Source organism: Pseudomonas delhiensis, from assembly GCF_900187975.1.
In the GTDB taxonomy this organism is placed as follows: domain Bacteria; phylum Pseudomonadota; class Gammaproteobacteria; order Pseudomonadales; family Pseudomonadaceae; genus Pseudomonas; species Pseudomonas delhiensis.
In genome coordinates this window covers 29,544-46,830 of record NZ_FZPC01000019.1, presented here as the reverse complement: position 1 = coordinate 46,830, position 17,287 = coordinate 29,544, and the positions used below count along the sequence as shown (strand labels likewise).

The 17,287-nt window shown below is 69.8% G+C and carries 15 protein-coding genes; 12 read left to right on the top strand and 3 right to left on the bottom strand.

What is annotated here, in order from left to right:
* Window positions 1–387 precede the first annotated feature (387 nt).
* Window positions 388–1,308 (bottom strand): zinc ABC transporter substrate-binding protein ZnuA, encoded by a 921-nt coding sequence (locus tag CHC02_RS17765; RefSeq protein ID WP_089392774.1) that lies wholly within the window; start codon window positions 1,306–1,308, stop codon window positions 388–390.
* A gap of 70 nt (window positions 1,309–1,378) precedes the next feature.
* Between CHC02_RS17765 and zur the strand changes: the two genes are divergently transcribed.
* From zur to CHC02_RS17715, 10 genes are all read left to right on the top strand, one after another.
* On the top strand, window positions 1,379–1,885 hold the full coding sequence (gene zur / locus CHC02_RS17760) for a zinc uptake transcriptional repressor Zur (RefSeq protein WP_089392773.1): 507 nt from the start codon (window positions 1,379–1,381) through the stop codon (window positions 1,883–1,885).
* Window positions 1,885–2,703, top strand: coding sequence for a zinc ABC transporter ATP-binding protein ZnuC (gene znuC / locus CHC02_RS17755; protein WP_089392772.1), 819 nt, complete (start codon window positions 1,885–1,887; stop codon window positions 2,701–2,703). The genes zur and znuC overlap by 1 nt, the downstream gene beginning before the upstream one ends.
* Window positions 2,696–3,484, top strand: coding sequence for a zinc ABC transporter permease subunit ZnuB (znuB, locus tag CHC02_RS17750; RefSeq protein WP_089392771.1), 789 nt, complete (start codon window positions 2,696–2,698; stop codon window positions 3,482–3,484). The genes znuC and znuB overlap by 8 nt, the downstream gene beginning before the upstream one ends.
* Before the next feature lie 37 nt (window positions 3,485–3,521).
* Window positions 3,522–3,896 (top strand): hypothetical protein, encoded by a 375-nt coding sequence (locus tag CHC02_RS17745; RefSeq protein ID WP_089392770.1) that lies wholly within the window; start codon window positions 3,522–3,524, stop codon window positions 3,894–3,896.
* Window positions 3,897–4,074: 178 nt separating this feature from the next.
* On the top strand, window positions 4,075–5,085 hold the full coding sequence (locus CHC02_RS17740) for a methionine ABC transporter ATP-binding protein (RefSeq protein WP_089392769.1): 1,011 nt from the start codon (window positions 4,075–4,077) through the stop codon (window positions 5,083–5,085).
* A complete protein-coding gene (locus CHC02_RS17735; protein ID WP_089392768.1) occupies window positions 5,082–5,747 on the top strand; it encodes a methionine ABC transporter permease in 666 nt (221 codons plus the stop codon). The genes CHC02_RS17740 and CHC02_RS17735 overlap by 4 nt, the downstream gene beginning before the upstream one ends.
* A 45-nt stretch (window positions 5,748–5,792) precedes the next feature.
* A complete protein-coding gene (locus tag CHC02_RS17730) occupies window positions 5,793–6,575 on the top strand; it encodes a MetQ/NlpA family ABC transporter substrate-binding protein (protein WP_089392767.1) in 783 nt (260 codons plus the stop codon).
* 587 nt (window positions 6,576–7,162) lie between these two features.
* Window positions 7,163–9,244: a 3-hydroxyacyl-CoA dehydrogenase NAD-binding domain-containing protein gene (locus CHC02_RS17725; protein ID WP_089392766.1), complete on the top strand. Its 2,082-nt coding sequence runs from the start codon at window positions 7,163–7,165 to the stop codon at window positions 9,242–9,244.
* A 9-nt stretch (window positions 9,245–9,253) separates the two neighbouring features.
* A complete protein-coding gene (locus CHC02_RS17720; protein WP_089392765.1) occupies window positions 9,254–10,444 on the top strand; it encodes an acyl-CoA dehydrogenase family protein in 1,191 nt (396 codons plus the stop codon).
* 10 nt (window positions 10,445–10,454) lie between these two features.
* Window positions 10,455–11,585, top strand: coding sequence for an acyl-CoA dehydrogenase family protein (locus CHC02_RS17715; protein WP_089392764.1), 1,131 nt, complete (start codon window positions 10,455–10,457; stop codon window positions 11,583–11,585).
* Window positions 11,586–11,808: 223 nt separating this feature from the next.
* Here the strand turns inward: CHC02_RS17715 and CHC02_RS17710 are convergent, their stop codons facing one another.
* Window positions 11,809–12,594, bottom strand: coding sequence for an IclR family transcriptional regulator (locus CHC02_RS17710; RefSeq protein ID WP_089392763.1), 786 nt, complete (start codon window positions 12,592–12,594; stop codon window positions 11,809–11,811).
* Between the two features lie 182 nt (window positions 12,595–12,776).
* Here CHC02_RS17710 and CHC02_RS17705 point away from each other — a divergent pair, with 182 nt between their 5' ends.
* Window positions 12,777–14,408, top strand: coding sequence for an AMP-binding protein (locus CHC02_RS17705; RefSeq protein ID WP_089392762.1), 1,632 nt, complete (start codon window positions 12,777–12,779; stop codon window positions 14,406–14,408).
* A 50-nt stretch (window positions 14,409–14,458) separates the two neighbouring features.
* Window positions 14,459–15,994 (top strand): 3-hydroxyacyl-CoA dehydrogenase, encoded by a 1,536-nt coding sequence (locus CHC02_RS17700; protein ID WP_089392761.1) that lies wholly within the window; start codon window positions 14,459–14,461, stop codon window positions 15,992–15,994.
* Window positions 15,995–16,164: 170 nt separating this feature from the next.
* Here CHC02_RS17700 and CHC02_RS17695 read toward each other — a convergent pair whose 3' ends face one another.
* The gene (locus CHC02_RS17695; protein ID WP_089392760.1) at window positions 16,165–17,220 is read right to left on the bottom strand and encodes an aminopeptidase; all 1,056 of its coding nucleotides are present in this window, start codon (window positions 17,218–17,220) and stop codon (window positions 16,165–16,167) included.
* Window positions 17,221–17,287: the final 67 nt, after the last annotated feature.

Sequence of the window (17,287 nt, the reverse complement as noted above, 5' to 3'; positions counted from 1 at the left end):
CCCAAAAGGAGTATTTGCCTATGAGGCGATGGGACGCAGGTGGAAAGTGTAGGAGCTGGGCGGACGGGACGCGGGATTCGTGGAAGGGCGGGGCGGATATCTGCTGAACGGGGTGCGTTGCTTTTCGCAGGATCGAGGGGGGCCTGGTTCCTGCTCGCGGAAGGCGTGTCCCGGTGACGTAGGCGTGGGGTCAAGAGCACCCTCACCCCAACCCTCTCCCGCAAGCGGGAGAGGGGGCTGTCCTCTGCAGGAGGGAACGCCGGAGTCATCCTCGCACCTTCGTCATCCCCGCGAAGAGCGTCTCGGTGCAGCCGTAGGGCGCATAACGCCTACGGCGTTATCCGCCGTTGCCCCCGAAGCGGATGGCCGCGAACGACCATATGGCCCCTAGAGCTTCTCCAGGCACCCGGCGAACTCATCAGCCAGGTTACCCAGCAGCCTCTCATAGCCATTGGCGTCGACCTTGACCGCCACGCCCAGGTCGTCCAGCTCGGCCAGTTGCACCGGCAGGCCGGCGCTGAGGGTATCGGCCAGGCGCGGGCGGATCGGCGGTTCGCTGAAGATGCACGACGGGCCGGCCTTCTGCAGCTGCGCGCGCATGGCGGCGACGTGGCGGGCGCCCGGCTGCACGTCCGCGGACAGGGCGAAGACCCCGGTGTGGCGCAGGCCGTAGGCTTCCTCGAAGTAGTCGAAGGCCTCGTGGAAGACGAAGTAGGGCTTGCCCACCAGCGGCGCCAGGCGCTGCTTCAGGCGCGCGTCGAGCTGCTCCATGCGCTCGTCGAAGGCCTTGAGGTTGGCCTGGTAGCGCCCGGCGTTGAGCGGGTCGGCGATGGCCAGGTCCTCGGCCATGCGCGCGGCGATGGCCTGGGCGTTGGCCGGCAGCAGCCAGAGGTGGGCGTCCACGGTGCCGGGGCGGTGGTCGTGATCATGGTCCTCGTAGTCCGCGTGGCCCATGTTCTCGAAGTTGACGAACTTGCGCAGGTGCATGCCCGGCAGCTCCTGCACCGCCACGCTGGGCGCCTGGCGGGCCTGCAGCGGCTTGTCGAGGAACACCTCCATGTCCGGGCCTATCCAGTAGAACAGCTGGGCCTCGCGCAGGCGGCGCACGTCCGAGGGGCGCAGGGCGTAGCTGTGCGGCGAGGCACCGGGCGGCAGCAGCACGTCGGGGCTGCCTTCGCCGTCCTGGACGGCGGCGGCGATCAGTTGCAGCGGCTTGATGCTGGTCAGCACCTTGACCTCGGCGCTGGCGCCGAGGCTGGGGAGCAGGGTGCAGCAGGCGAGGAGCAGGGCGGAAGGGCGCAGGGACACGGCGGACTCACACGGGAAGGGAGGTAAAGGGTAATATAATAACGTCTCCGTACCCGAGCGTCGTCGCCGCATGTACAAGTTGATGCCCACCACCCCGCTAGCCTGCCGCCCGCACGACCACGCCAACTGCGTGGCCGGCGCCCTGGCCGAGGCCGACGCGCTCTGCGCGCGCCAGGGCGTACGCCTGACCGAGCTGCGCCGGCGCGTGCTGGAGCTGGTCTGGCAGAGCCACAAGCCGCTGGGCGCCTACGACATCCTCGCCGTGCTCAGCGAGGCGGACGGCCGCCGCGCCGCGCCGCCCACCGTCTACCGGGCGCTGGACTTCCTCCTGGAAAACGGCCTGGTGCACCGCATCGCCTCGCTCAACGCCTTCGTCGGCTGCAACAACCCCGAGCACGCCCACGAGGGCCAGTTCCTCATCTGCCGCGCCTGCCACACCGCCATCGAGCTGGAGCAGCCGGCCATCAGCCAGGCGATAGTCGCCGGCGCCGAGGGCGTCGGCTTCGTGGTGGAGACGCAGACCGTCGAAGTGGTCGGGCTCTGCGCCGCTTGCGCGCCCAAGCAGCGGGAGGCCTGATGAGCCAGCCCCTGGTCCGCCTCGAAGGGGTGGGCGTGCGCTATGCCGGCCAGGCGGTGCTGCAGAACGTCAGCCTGAGCATCGCCGCCGGCGAGATCGTCACCCTGATCGGCCCCAACGGCGCCGGCAAGACCACCCTGGTGCGCAGCGTGCTGGGCCTGCTCAGGCCTGACAGCGGCACGGTGTGGCGCCAGCCGAAGCTGACCATCGGCTACATGCCGCAGAAGCTCCACGTCGACCCCACCCTGCCGCTCTCGGTGCTGCGCTTCCTGCGCCTGGTGCCGGGCGTGGGCCGCGAGCAGGCCCTGGCCGCGCTCAAGGAAGTGGGCGCCGCGCACGTGCTGGAAAGCCCGCTGCAGACCGTCTCCGGCGGCGAACTGCAGCGCGTGCTGCTGGCCCGCGCGCTGCTGCGCAAGCCGCAGCTGCTGGTGCTGGACGAACCCGTGCAGGGCGTCGACGTGGCCGGCCAGGCCGAGCTGTACCGGCTGATCACCCGCCTGCGCGACCGCCTGGGTTGCGGCGTGCTGATGGTCTCCCATGACCTGCACCTGGTGATGAGCACCACCGACCAGGTGGTCTGCCTGAACCGCCACGTGTGCTGCCACGGCCACCCCGAGCAGGTCAGCGGCGACCCGGCCTTCGTCGAGCTGTTCGGCCAGGACGCCCGCAGCCTGGCGGTCTACCACCACCACCACGACCATTCCCACGACCTGCATGGCGAGGTGGTGCCGCAGCGCACCGGCCTGGCCATCCAGGGCAAGCTGCGCCCTCTACAAGGGCAGGTCCACAAGCACGGCCCCGACTGCAACCATGGCTGATTTCCTTCTCTACGCGCTGCTGGCCGGGCTGTCCCTGGCGCTGGTCGCCGGCCCCCTGGGCTCCTTCGTGGTCTGGCGGCGCATGGCCTATTTCGGCGACACCCTGTCCCACGCCGCGCTGCTCGGCGTGGCCCTGGGCTTCCTGCTGGACGTCAGCCCGACCCTCGCGGTGACCGTCGGCTGCGTGCTGCTGGCCGTGCTGCTGGTGACCCTGCAGCAGCGCCAGCCGCTGGCCGCCGACACCCTGCTGGGCATACTCGCCCACAGCACCCTGTCCCTGGGCCTGGTGACCCTGAGCTTCATGAAGGAAGTGCGGGTGGACCTGATGGCCTACCTGTTCGGCGACCTGCTGGCGGTGAGCCAGGCCGACCTGCTGTGGATAGTCGCCGGCAGCGCCCTGGTGCTGGGGCTGATCTGCGGGCTGTGGCGGCCGCTGCTGGCGATCACCGTGCACGAGGAGCTGGCGCGGGTCGAGGGCTTGCCGGTCACCGCCATCCGCCTGGCGCTGATGCTGCTGATCGCCATCGTCATCGCCGTGGCCATGAAGATCGTCGGCGTGCTGCTGATCACCTCGCTGCTGATCATCCCCGCCGCCGCGGCCCAGCGCCACGCCCGCAGCCCCGAGCAGATGGCCGCCGGCGCCACCCTGGTGGGCCTGGTGGCGGTATGCGCGGGGCTTGCGCTGTCCTGGTTCAAGGACACCCCGGCCGGGCCGTCCATCGTGGTCAGCGCGGCGGCGCTGTTCCTGCTGAGTTTTGTCCTGCCGCGGCGGACGGTGTAGAATTTGTCGATTTTTTGATCAATCGAGAATGACTGGCATGAAGTCCCTTGCCCTCCGTCTGCTTTCCGTCCTCTCCCTCGCCCTGCTGCTGGGCGCCTGCCAGAGCCTGCTCGGCCAGGCGCCGGGCGGTTCCGGCTTCGAGGCCCGCCTGGCCGCCGGCCAGTTGGAAGCCGCGCAGCTGCAGCTGGGCCAGGAGCACGAGGACGCCGCGCAACTGGCCGAACGCCGCCAGCGCCTGGCCGACGCCTACCTGCAACGCAGCCGCGAGGCCCTGCAGGCCGGCGACGTCAACGGCGCCAGCAACGCCCTGGCCCGCGCCCGCTCGCTGATGCCGCGCGCCCCGGCGCTGGCCGCCGACGTCAAGGACATCGGCCAGCCCAAGGCGCCCGCCCCGGTCAAGTGCGAGCCCTGAAAACCGCGTCCGCCCGTCTTATTCCCTTTCGCTCGGCCCTTATCCGAACAAGGATTAATCGGCTATAGGAAAGCAGGGTAAAATGCGCGGTTTTTGCCGAGCGCCTACGCTCGTTTGCCAGGACACCCCGGCAGAGCGCGCCATTCCCACACTTCGCCGTACCCACAAGGTTCGCCACGTGATCGAATTCCACGACGTCCACAAGACCTACCGCGTCGCCGGCCGCGACATCCCGGCCCTGCAGCCGACGAGCCTGAGCATCGGCGCCGGCCAGGTGTTCGGCCTGATCGGCCACTCCGGGGCCGGCAAGAGCACCCTGCTGCGCCTGATCAACCGCCTGGAAGAGCCCAGCGGCGGGCGCATCGTCATCGACGGCGAGGACGTCACCGCCCTCGACGCCGACGGCCTGCGGCGCTTCCGCCAGCGCGTCGGGATGATCTTCCAGCACTTCAACCTGCTGGCCTCCAGGACCGTGGCCGAGAACATCGCCATGCCGATGAAGCTGGCCGGCACCTTCAGCGCCGCGCAGATCGCCGCGCGGGTGGACGAACTGCTCAAGCGCGTGGGCCTGCAGGACCACGCCCGCAAGTACCCGGCGCAGCTTTCCGGCGGCCAGAAGCAGCGCGTCGGCATCGCCCGCGCCCTGGCCTGCGGGCCCAAGCTGCTGCTCTGCGACGAGGCCACCAGCGCGCTGGACCCGCAGACCACCGGCCAGGTCCTGCAGCTGCTGGCGGAAATCAACCGCGAGCTGAACCTGACCATCGTGCTGATCACCCACGAGATGGACGTGATCCGCCGCGTCTGCGACCGCGTGGCGGTGATGGACGCCGGGCGCATCGTCGAGCAGGGCGAGGTGGCCGACGTCTTCCTCCACCCGCAGCACGAAACCACCCGCCGCTTCGTCTTCGAGGCCGAGCGCGTCGACGAGGACGAGCAGCACGACGACTTCGCCCACGTGCCGGGGCGCATCCTGCGCCTGACCTTCCGCGGCGAGGCCACCTACGCCCCGTTGCTGGGCACCGTGGCGCGGCAGACCGGGGTGGACTACAGCATCCTCGCCGGGCGCATCGACCGCATCAAGGACCAGCCCTACGGCCAGCTGACCCTGGCCCTGGTGGGCGGTGACATGGAGGCGGCCATGGCCCAGCTGAACGCGGCCGAGGTGCATGTGGAGGTGCTGCGCGCATGAACGACTTCTTCATCAATATCGACTGGTCGGAAATCCTCCAGGCCAGCATCGACACCTTCTGGATGCTCGGCGGCTCGCTGCTGTTCACCGTCATCCTCGGCCTGCCCCTGGGCGTGCTGCTGTTCCTCACCGGGCCCCGGCAGATGTTCCAGAACCGCGCGGTCTACGCCCTGCTGTCCTTCGTGGTCAACGTGCTGCGCTCGCTGCCGTTCATCATCCTGCTGATCGTGATGATCCCCTTCACCGTGCTGATCACCGGCACCTCCCTGGGCGTCGCCGGGGCCATTCCGCCGCTGGTGGTGGGCGCCACGCCGTTCTTCGCGCGCCTGGTGGAAACCGCCCTGCGCGAGGTGGACAAGGGCATCATCGAGGCCACCCAGGCCATGGGCGCCAGCACCCGGCAGATCATCTGGAACGCCCTGCTGCCGGAGGCCCGCCCGGGCATCATCGCCGCCGTCACGGTCACCGCCATCACCCTGGTGTCCTACACCGCCATGGCCGGCGTGGTCGGCGCCGGCGGCCTCGGCGACCTGGCCATCCGTTTCGGCTACCAGCGCTTCCAGACCGACGTCATGGTGGTCACCGTGATCATGCTGCTGGTGCTGGTGCAGATCCTGCAGACCGTCGGCGACAAGCTGGTGGTCCACTTCTCGCGCAAATAACCACAAGGCCCGCGGGCCACAGGAAAATCCCAAAAGGAGCGATCCATGAAGAAACTGCTTGCCGCCTTCGCCGCCACCGCGGCGCTGTCGATCACCGGCGCCCACGCGGCCGAAACCCTCAGCGTGGCCGCCACCCCGGTGCCGCACGCGGAAATCCTCAACTTCGTCAAACCCATCCTGGCCAAGGAAGGGGTGGAGCTGAAGGTCAAGGAATTCACCGACTACGTGCAGCCCAACACCCAGGTCGCCGAGAAGCGCCTGGACGCCAACTTCTTCCAGCACCAGCCGTACCTGGACGAGTTCAACAAGTCCAAGGGCACCAGCCTGGTGGCCGTCACCGGCGTGCACATCGAGCCGCTGGGCGCCTACTCCAGCAAGTACAAGAAGCTCGACGAGCTGCCCTCCGGCGCCACCGTGGTGATCCCCAACGACGCCACCAACGGCGGCCGCGCCCTGCTGCTGCTGGCCAAGACCGGCCTGATCAAGCTCAAGGACGAGAAGAGCATCACCGCCACCCCGAAGGACATCACCGACAACCCGAAGAACATCAAGGTGCGTGAACTGGAAGCCGCGACCCTGCCGCGCGTGCTGAACCAGGTCGACCTGGCCCTGATCAACACCAACTACGCCCTGGAAGCCAAGCTGAACCCGACCAAGGACGCCCTGGCCATCGAGGGTTCCGACTCGCCCTACGTGAACATCCTGGTCGCCCGCCCGGACAACAAGGACAGCGACGCCATGAAGAAACTGGCCGCCGCCCTGCACAGCCCCGAGGTGAAGCAGTTCATCCTCGAGAAGTACAAGGGCGCCGTGGTTCCGGCCTTCTGATAGCCGACCGCACCTTTGAAGAAGCCGCGCCCCGCAAGGGCGCGGCTTTTTTCTTGCCTGTAAACAAGCTGCAACGGCGGGGGCCTATAACGACCTTTCCACGACTTCTTTTTCGCTTAACAGACCGCTTTTCCAGATTCAGGCAGGGGAGAGCGGTCTTTTTTTGCCTGCGATTCACGCCAGCGCCCTCGGCTCTCGTAGGAGCGAGCTTGCTCGCGAACGGTGCCTCCCGGCTGCTTCGGCGCCATGGCTTGACTCCGTTCCCTCTCCCTAACCCTCTCCCTGAAGGGAGAGGGGACCGTTCGGTGTGCGCTGATGTTTCGGCATTAGCCGGCTCGCACCGAGTGTCCGACTAACACCAAATCCCTTCTCGGCACAGACTGCCCCCTCTCCCTTCAGGGCGGGGCGCGCAGCCGAGGGCTGGGGAGAGGGCGCTCTTCGAACAAACACAGAGGCCCGTCTGGACATCCGTTCGCGAGCAAGCTCGCCCCCACAAAAGCCCCCTCGACAACCCCCAGTGATCTTTATATTCTGCACAGCGAAACATAATTCCGTTAAAAACCACAATTACAACGGAGACGCAAAGCATGTCCGAGGTAGTGCAGGTCGAACGTCATGGCGACGTGGCCCTGATCAAGGTCGACAATCCCCCGGTCAACGCCCTGGGCCTGGCCGTGCGCGCCGGGTTGCTGCGGGCCTTGCGCGAGGCCGAGGCGGATGCCGCGGTGCGGGCGGTGGTGCTGGTCTGCGCGGGGCGCACCTTCATGGCCGGGGCCGACATCAAGGAGTTCGGCAAGCCGCCGCGGGCGCCCTCGCTGCCCGAGGTGGTCGAGGCCATCGAGGCGTCCGCCAAGCCCAGCGTGACGGTGATCCACGGCACGGCCTTGGGCGGTGGCCTGGAAGTGGCGCTGGCCTGCCACTACCGCATCGCCCGGGCCGACGCCCAGGTCGGCCTGCCGGAAGTGAAGATCGGCCTGCTGCCCGGCGCCGGCGGCACCCAGCGCCTGCCGCGCCTGGTCGGCGTGGGGCGGGCGCTGGACATGATCGTCTCCGGCAACCCGGTCAAGGCCCCGCAGGCCCTGGAATACGGCATCCTCGATGCGATCGTCGAAGGCGACCTGGCCGAGGCCGGCCTGGCCTATGCCCGCCGCCTGCTCGACGAAGGCCGTGGCCCGCGCCGCACCGGCGAGCGCCAGGTGGAAGGCGACGCCGCGCTGATCGCCGCCAGGCACGCCGAGGTGCAGAAGCGCATGCCCGGCCTGTTCTCCCCGCTGCACTGCGTCGCCGCGGTGGAGGCCGCCACCCGCCTGCCCCTGGCCGAGGGCCTGAAGCGCGAGCGCGAGCTGTTCCAGGAATGCCTGGCGTCGCCCCAGCGCGCCGCCCTCATCCACGCCTTCTTCGCCGAGCGCGAAGCGGCGAAGATCGCCGGCCTGCCCGCCGACACCCCGGTGCGCGAAGTGCGCACGGCCGCTGTGATCGGCGGCGGCACCATGGGCGTGGGCATCGCCCTGTGCTTCGCCAACGTCGGCATCCCGGTGAAGCTGCTGGAAGTCGACGACGCCGCCCTCGACCGCGCCCTGCAGCGCGCCCGCGCCACCTGCCAGGCCAGCGTCGAGCGCGGCAGCCTGACGGCCGAAGCCATGGAGAAGCGCCTGGGCCTGATCCAGGGCGTGCTCGACTACGCCGCGCTCGCCGAAGTGGACCTGGTGATCGAGGCGGTATTCGAAAGCCTGGACGTGAAGCGCCAGGTGTTCGAACGCCTGGACGCCGTGTGCAAGCCCGGCGCCATCCTCGCCAGCAACACCTCGTCGCTGGACCTCGACGCCATCGCCGCCTTCACCCGGCGCCCGCAGGACGTGGTCGGCCTGCACTTCTTCAGCCCGGCCAACGTCATGCGCCTGCTGGAAGTGGTGCGCGGCCGCGAGACCAGCGCCGAGGTGCTGGCCAGCGCCATGCAGCTGGGCAAGCGGCTGAAGAAGGTCGCGGTGGCGGTGGGCGTGTGCGACGGCTTCGTCGGCAACCGCATGATCTTCCAGTACGGCCGCCAGGCCGAGTTCCTGCTGGAAGAGGGCGCCAGCCCGGCGCAGGTGGACAGTGCCCTGCGCGACTTCGGCATGGCCATGGGCCCGCTGGCGGTGCGCGACCTCTCCGGGCTGGACATCAGCCACGCCATCCGCGAGCGCCAGCGCCCCGGCCTGAAGCCCGGGCAGACCCTGCCCACGGTGCTCGACCACCTGTACGCCGCCGGCATGCTCGGGCAGAAGAGCGGCGCCGGCTTCTACCTCTACCCGCAAGGCTCGCGCACCCCGCAGGACAACCCGGCGCTGCCGGCCATGCTGGAGCAGGCCGCCGCCGCGCGCGGCATCGCCCGCCAGCCGGTGAGCGCCGAACACATCGTCGAGCGCTGCATCTTCGCCCTGGTCAACGAGGCCGCGCGCATCCTCGACGAGGGCATCGCCCAGCGCGCCAGCGACATCGACCTGATCTTCCTCAACGGCTACGGCTTCCCGGCCTGGCGCGGCGGCCCGCTGTTCCACGCCGACAGCCTGGGGCTGGACCAGGTACTGCAACGCATCCGCGAGTTCCACCAGCGCTTCGGCGCCTGGTGGGAGCCGGCCCCCCTGCTCGAACGCCTGGTGGCCGAAGGCCGCCGCTTCGCCGACCTCTGAGGACCCGCCATGGACATCCACTTCACCCCCGACGAACTGGCCTTCCGCGACGAGGTGCGCGCCTTCCTGCGCGCCAAGCTGCCCGCGGACATCGCCAGCAAGGTGCGCCTGGGCAAGCACCTGACCAAGCAGGACCACCAGCGCTGGCAGCGCCTGCTCAGCGAACAGGGCTGGTACGCCACCCACTGGCCGGTGGAATTCGGCGGCACCGGCTGGAACGCCGTGCAGAAGCACATCTTCGAGGAGGAATGCGCCGCCTTCGGCGCGCCGCGCACCATCCCCTTCGGCGTGAACATGGTGGCGCCGGTGATCATCAAATTCGGCACGCCCGAGCAGCAGGCCCACTACCTGCCGCGCATCCTCGACGGCACCGACTGGTGGTGCCAGGGCTATTCCGAGCCGGGCGCCGGCTCCGACCTGGCCTCGCTGAAGACCCGCGCGGTGCGCGACGGCGACCACTACATCGTCAACGGCCAGAAGACCTGGACCACCCTCGGCCAGCATGCCGACTGGATCTTCTGCCTGGTGCGCACCGACCCGGAAGCCCAGCAGCAGCGCGGCATCAGCTTCCTGCTGATCGACATGCAGTCGCCGGGCATCACCGTGCGGCCGATCATCACCCTGGACGGCGAGCACGAGGTCAACGAGGTCTTCTTCGACAACGTGAAGGTGCCGGTGCAGAACCTGGTGGGCCGCGAGAACGAAGGCTGGACCTGCGCCAAGTACCTGCTCACCTACGAGCGCACCGGCCTGGCCGGCATAGGCGCATCCAAGGCGGTGCTGGCGCACCTGAAACGCGTGGCCAGCCGCGAACTGTGCGACGGCAAGCCGATGCTCGACGACCCGCTGTTCCGCGCCCAGGTGGCCGAGGTGGAGATGCAGCTGATGGCCATCGAGATGAGCACCCTGCGCATCCTCGCCGCGGCCCGCGAAGGCGGCGTGCCGGGGGCGGAAAGCTCGATCCTCAAGGTCAAGGGCACCGAGATCCGCCAGGCCATCAGCCACCTGCTGCGCAAGGTCATCGGCCCCTACGCGCTGCCCTTCATCGAGGAGGAATTCGAGCTGGGCGCCGAGCCGCTGCACGCCGACTACGCGGCGGCGCCGGCCAGCCAGTACTTCAACCTGCGCAAGCTGTCGATCTTCGGCGGCTCCAACGAAATCCAGAAGAACATCGTCTCGAAGATGATTCTCGAGCTGTGAGGGCGTGAGCATGGACTTCAAACTCAGCGAAGAGCAGCAGATGCTGCAGGACACCGCGGCGCGCCTGGTGCGCGACGAATACGCCTTCGACAGGCGCGAGGCCTTCACCGCCAGCGAGCTGGGCTACAGCGCCGGCTTCTGGCGCCAGCTGGGCGAGCTGGGGCTGACCTCGGTGTCGCTGCCCGAGGCCTACGGCGGCTTCGGCGGCGGCGTGGACAGCATGCTGGTGCTCACCGAACTGGGCCGCGGCCTGTGCCTGGAGCCCTACCTGCAATCGGTGGTGCACGCCGGCGGGCTGCTCGCCCAGCTGGGCAGCGAGGCGCAGAAGGCAAGCTGGCTGCCGCGCATCGCCAGCGCCGAGGCGCAGCTCGCGGTGGCCCTGGAAGAACCGCAGAGCCACTACCAGCTGCACGACGTGCAGACCCGCGCGGAACAGGCCGGCGACGGCTGGAAGCTCGGCGGCCGCAAGGCCGTGGTGATCGGCGGGCAGAGCGCCACGGCGATCCTGGTTTCGGCGCGGGTATCCGGCAACGCGCGGGACGAGGCGGGCATCGGCCTGTTCCTGGTCGATCCGCAACAACCCGGTGTGCAGCGCCGCGCCTACCCGACCCTCGACGGGCAGAAGGCCTGCGAGCTGTTCCTCGACGGCGCCGTCGCCGAAGCCGTCGGCACGCCCGGCGAAGCCTTGCCGGCGCTGCGCTACCAGCAGGGCCGCGCCATCGCCGCGCAGTGCGCCGAGGCCCTGGGCAGCATGCAGGAAGCCTGTGCCCTGACCCTCGACTACCTGAAGACGCGCAAGCAGTTCGGCGTGCCCATCGGCAAGTTCCAGGTGCTGCAGCACCGCATGGTGGACATGCGTAGCGAGCTGGAACAGGCCACGTCCATGGCCATCCTCGCCGCCTGCGTGGCCGACCAGGAAGACGGCGCCGAGCGCAGCCGCACCCTGGCGGCGGCCAAGTTCATCGTCACCCGCGCCGGGCGCTACATCGCCGAACAGGCGATCCAGCTGCACGGCGGCATCGGCATGACCTGGGAGTACGTGCTGGCGCACCACGCCAAGCGCCTGGTGATGCTCGGCCACCAGTTGGGCGACGACGACCATCACCTAAAGGCCTATGCGGGGTTGATGGAGGTGGCCTGAGGCAGGCCTGCGGCCCCCCACCTCAACCCTCCAGGAGAGGGTTGGGGTGGGGGAAGCGGCGTGCTCACGAAGTGACGTAGGGCGTATAACCGTTCGCGGTTATACGCCGCTACACCGCACCTGAAGGCCGACGCCAAGGTCGAACTCGCAACGCCCTGAAACCCTGGCCAGGCGGCGTATAACGCTCCGCGTCATACGCCCTACGACATGCTCACGAAGCGAATCAGGCGCCGAGGCTCTCGATATCCCGCGCCAGCATCTCCAGCTCGTGGGCCAGGGTGCCCTTGAGCGTCTCCTCGCTGAGCTGGAAGGAGGGCGCGCCGCAGGTCAGCGCCATCAGCCCGCCGTCGGCCAGGCGCAGCGGCACGCCGGCGGCGCGCACGTTGCGGTCCCAGTCGCCGAGGGAGAGGCAGAAGCCGTGCTCGCGGTATTCCTCGAAGGAGTGCTCCAGCGAGGCGCGCAACGCCTGCCAGTCGCCCTCGTGGCGGGCCTCCAGGGCCTGCAGCAGGTGCTCGCGCTCCTGCTCCGGGGTCGCCGCCAGGTAGGCGCGGCCGGCGGCGGTGGTGGCCAGCGGCAGGCGCACGCCGGCGTCCATGCGCAGGGAGGTGGCTTCCGGCGGGCGGCAGTTCTCCACGTAGATCATCGACAGCCAGTCGCGGCAGGTCAGGCCCACGGTGGTGTTGGTGCGGCGGGCGAAGACCTCCATGTACGGCTTGGCCAGCTGGCGCACGCGCAGGTTCGACACGTAGGCGTAGCCCAGGGCGAGCACGCCGGAATCCAGCTGGTACTTCTCGTGCTGCTGCGAGTAGCTGAGGTAGCCGAGCCTGGTCAGCGTGTACGTCATGCGCGACACGGTCGGCTTGGGCAGCCCGGTGATCCGCGCGATCTCCTGGTTGCCCAGCACCACCGAGCCGTGGGTGAAGGCGCGCAGCACGTCCAGGCCGCGGGCCAGGGCCTCGACGAACTTGCGGTCCTTGGGTGCGCTGGGGTCTTCGAAATCGTCGCTCATGCTGCCTCGGCATCGGGAAAGGGGGGCCGGAGCGGCGTCCGGCGCGGGCGAACGATAGCAGATCGGCATGCCGCGGACAGCAGGGGCGGCACGCCATTGCATGCCCAAAGGCTATCGCATACCATCGATTTCGACATCATGTTTCGCAGAGCAGAACAACAATTCACTGATGGAGGGCGCCGATGCCCGTCACTGCCGAAAGTCATGTCGCCGCGCAATTCGCCGCGCGCGGTTACCGCAACGTCCACGACCTGCTGCGCGACGCCAGCCGCGAACACCCCGGGCGCCCGGCCTTTTCCTGCGCCGGCGGCAGCCTGGACTTCGCCGGGCTGGAACGCCAGGCCGACGCCTTCGCCCGCTACCTGCGCCACTGCGCCGGCCTGCAGCCCGGCGAACGCCTGGCGCTGATGCTGCCCAATTCCCTGCAGTACCCCATCGCCGCCTTCGGCGCGCTCAAGGCCGGGCTGGTGCTGGTCAACACCAACCCGCAGTACACCGCCGGCGAGCTGAGCCACCAGCTGCGCGACTCGGGCGCGGTGGCCATCCTGCTGCTCGACCGCCTGCTGCCGCTGCTGCGCAAGGTCCAGGGCGAAAGCGCGGTGCGCCAGGTGCTGCTGACCTCGGTGGAAGACCTGGAAGCCCCGCGGTACGCCTGCGACGAACCCGACGCCAGCCGCTTCATGCAGGCCCTGCGCCTGGGCGCCGAGGCCCCGCCGCTGGACGCCGAGCAGGGCCTGGAGCGCCTGGCCCTGCTGCAGTACACCGGCGGCACCACCGGCCTCTCCAAGGGCGCCATGCTGACCCACTACAACCTGCTGGCCAACGTCATCCAGACCCTGGAGCTGTTCATGCGCCCGGGCCTGCTCGACCCGGCCACCGACGTGCGCATCGCGCCGCTGCCGCTGTACCACATCATGGCCTTCTCCACGAACTGCCTGAGCTCCGTGGCCATGGGCCTGCACACCGTGGTGATCCGCGACGGCCGCAACCTCGACGAGATCATCGAGGCCATGCGCCGCTACCCCTTCAGCCTGCTCAGCGGGCTGAACAGCCTGTTCGTCGGGCTGATGAACCACCCGGCCTTCGAAAGCCTCGACTTCAGCCACCTGAAGTGGGTGACCAGCGGCGGCGCGCCGCTGAACCTGGAAGTCGGCCGGCGCTGGCAGGCGCTCACCGGCGCCCCGGTGCTGGAGGGTTTCGGCCTGACCGAGGCATCGCCCGTGGTGTGCACCAACACCCGGCTGACGCCCTACCGCGAAGGCTTCGTCGGCCAGCCGCTGATCGATACCCAGGTGCGCATCCTCGACGAGGACGGCAACGACTGCCCGCCCGAGGTGCCCGGCGAGCTGTGCCTGCGCGGCCCGCAGGTGATGCTCGGCTACTGGCAGCGCCCGGAGGAGACCGCCCAGGTGCTGGACGCCGACGGCTGGCTGCGCACCGGCGACATCGCCCTGCAGGACGCCAACGGCCTGCTGAAGATCGTCGACCGCAAGAAGGACATGATCCTGGTGTCGGGCTTCAACGTCTTCCCCAACGAGGTGGAGGACGCGGTGATGCGCCACCCCGGCGTGCGCGAGTGCATCGCCATCGGCGTGCCGGACCTGCGCAAGGGCGAGTCGGTGAAGCTGTTCGTCAGCCTGCGCGACCCGGCCCTGGACGCCGCCGCCATCATCGCCCACTGCCGCGAGCACCTCACCGGCTACAAGGTGCCGAGCTTCGTCGAGATTCTCGACGAGCTGCCCAAGACCTCGGTGGGCAAGATGCTCCGCCGCCAGCTGCGCGACCTGGAAAAACAACGGAACCCCACGGCGTGACCCCAGCGACTAAGGTGAAGACAAGCCAGTCAGACGGGGGCCACCAGCCCATGCCAGAGAGCAACCTTCCCGCGTTCCGGCGCATCGGCGTGATCGGCGCCGGTGCCATGGGCCGCGGCATCGCCCAGCTGTTCGCCAGCGCCGGGGTGCCGGTGCAGCTCTACGACAGCCGCGCCGAGAGCATCCAGCAGGCCCTGGCGTTCAACCGCGAGCTGCTCGAACGCGCCGCCGCCAAGGGCAGGCTCGACGCCGATGCCCTGGCCGCCACCCTGCAGCGCCTGCGCCCGGCCCACGGCCTGGACGAGCTGGCCGGCTGCGACCTGCTGATCGAGGCCATAGTCGAGGACCTGGGCGCCAAGCAGGCGCTGTTCGCCGAGCTGGAGGCGCGGGTGGCCGGGGACGCGGTGCTGGCCAGCAACACCTCGTCGCTGTCGATCACCCGCATCGCCGCGCGCTGCCACCACCCCGAGCGGGTCGCCGGCTTCCACTTCTTCAACCCGGCGCCCTTGATGCGCATCGTCGAGGTGGTGCGCGGCCAGCGCACCGCCGAGGCGGTGGTGACGCGCCTGTCGCGCCTCGCCGAGCAGGCCGGGCACTTCCCGGCGGTGAGCCCGGACAGCCCCGGCTTCATCGTCAACCACGCCGGCCGCGCCTACAGCACCGAGGCCCTGCGCATCCTCGGCGAGGGCATCGCCAGCGCCGCGCAGATCGACCGCATCCTGCGCGACGGCGCGGGCTTCCGCATGGGCCCCTTCGAGCTGTTCGACCTGACCGGGCTGGACGTTTCCCACGCGGTGATGGAATCGCTGTACCAGCAGTTCTACCAGGACCCGCGCTACCTGCCCTCGCCCCTGGCGGCGCAGCGGGTGGCCGCCGGCCTGCTGGGGCGCAAGAGCGGCGAGGGCTTCTACCGCTACCAGGATGGCCAGCCGATCCGCGAGGCCGAGCCGCAAGCCGAACCGGTGCTGCTGGACCGCCCGTTCTGGCTCGACAGCCAGGACCCGGAACTGCGCCACCACGTCGGCCAGCTGCTGATCCAGGCCGGACTGGTGCTGGAGAGCGCCGAGGCGCCCTCGGCCCGGGCCATCTGCCTGGTCACCCCGCTGGGCGAAGACGCCAGCACCCGCATCGACGCCCTCGGCCTGCCGCCGGAGCGCAGCCTGGCCCTGGAAAGCTTCGGCGACCTCGACAAGCGCCGCGTACTGATGCGCCAGCCGGCCCTCGACCCGCAGCTGGAGGCCCAGGCGCGCCAGGCCCTGGGCGCCGACGGCGTGCCGGTGGAGGTGATCAACGACTCCGCCGGCTTCGTCACCCAGCGGGTGATCGCCAGCATCGTCAACCTGGGCTGCGAGATCGCCCAGCGCGGCATCGCCACCCCGGTGACCCTCGACCGCGCGGTGCAACTGGCCCTGGGCTACCCCTTCGGCCCGCTGGCCTTCGGCGAGCACTATGGCGCCGCGCGCATCCTCACCATCCTCCAGGGCCTGCAGGCCTGCTACGGCGAACCGCGCTACCGCCCCAGCCCCTGGCTGCGCCGCCGCGTGCAGCTGGACCTGCCGCTGCACGCCCCGGATGCCGCGGACTGACCCCGGAGCCCCTTGTAGGAGCGGGCCCTGCCCGCGATTCGCGCGCAGGGCGCGCTCCTACAGGGAAACTACGCAGGTGGGGATGGCGTAGGAGCGGACTCCGTCCGCGATAGGCCCAGCGCTGGCCCTGCCGGCGAAATCGCGGATAAATCCGCTCCGGGAGACATGCTTCACAACCACCGGAACCGCCCATCCGCAAGCTGCTCCAACGCCGCCTGGCGCTGCGCCGCGGGCAGGGCGCCGAGCCTTGCGGCCTGGGCGTAGAACGCCGGCCAGTCGCCGTCGACCTGGCGGTACAGCGCGGCGAAGGCCGGCACCCACTGGTCGTAGAGCGCGAAGGGCAGCAGCGTGGCGTTGTTCAGCGGCCCGTCGATCCAGCCATCGAACAAACCCTTGCCGCCCCAGCGCCGGGCCACCAACTGCCGGTATTCGCTACGCAGGCGCTCGAACTCGGCGGCCTTGCGCGCCCGCATGGCCTCCGGCGGCAGGCCGCTGGCGTAGAGCGCCTGCAACCGCGCCCGGGTCGCCAGCACCAGGGCCGCCAGCGCCTCGCGCTGCCGCGGCCCCGTGTCCGCCGGCAGCGGTCGGCCGCGGGAAGCCAGCCACTGGCGCAGCCCCTCGCGCTGCACGAAGACCGCCAGGGACTCGTTGAAGGCGGTGTCGCCGGGCAGGTACAGGCGCTGGTGGGCCAGCTCGTGGAAGATCAGCTCGGCCTGGTGCGCCTCGTCGCCGAGCATGGTGCTGAGGATGGGCGCGTCCTCGCGCCCGGGGATGGTGAAGGCCGCGGCCGCGCCTATGCAGGTGTCCAGGCCCTGGCGCTGCAGCTCGGCCGCCGCGCGGCGGGCGGCGTGGGGATCGTAGAAGCCCAGGTAGCTGACGCAGCCGGCGCGGGGAAAGCAGCGATCGCGCGGCCGCAGGGAGAACTCGTCGGTGGCGAACAGGTTCCACACCGCGTAGTCCCGGCCCAGGTCGGCGTAGCGGCGGTAGCTGGCGTTGTCCGGCAGGTCCAGGCGGCGGCTGGCGAAGTCGCGGGCGGCCACGGCGGCGGCGAGCAGGCGCCGGGTGCGCGGGTCGGTGCCGGGGTCGGCCAACACCTCGGCCACCGGCAGGGCGTTGGCCAGCACTTCCCGCTGGCCCTGGTGCAACTGCTCCTGGTAGCTCTCGGCGGCGCAGGCCATCAGCAACGGCAGGCACAGGCAGGCCAAGGTGCAGGGGACGAAGCCCATGGCGCACCTCCATGCCCGTTGACCCGGGGCAGGGGGGCCATGAGGGCCCGCGGAAAGTCAAAAAAAC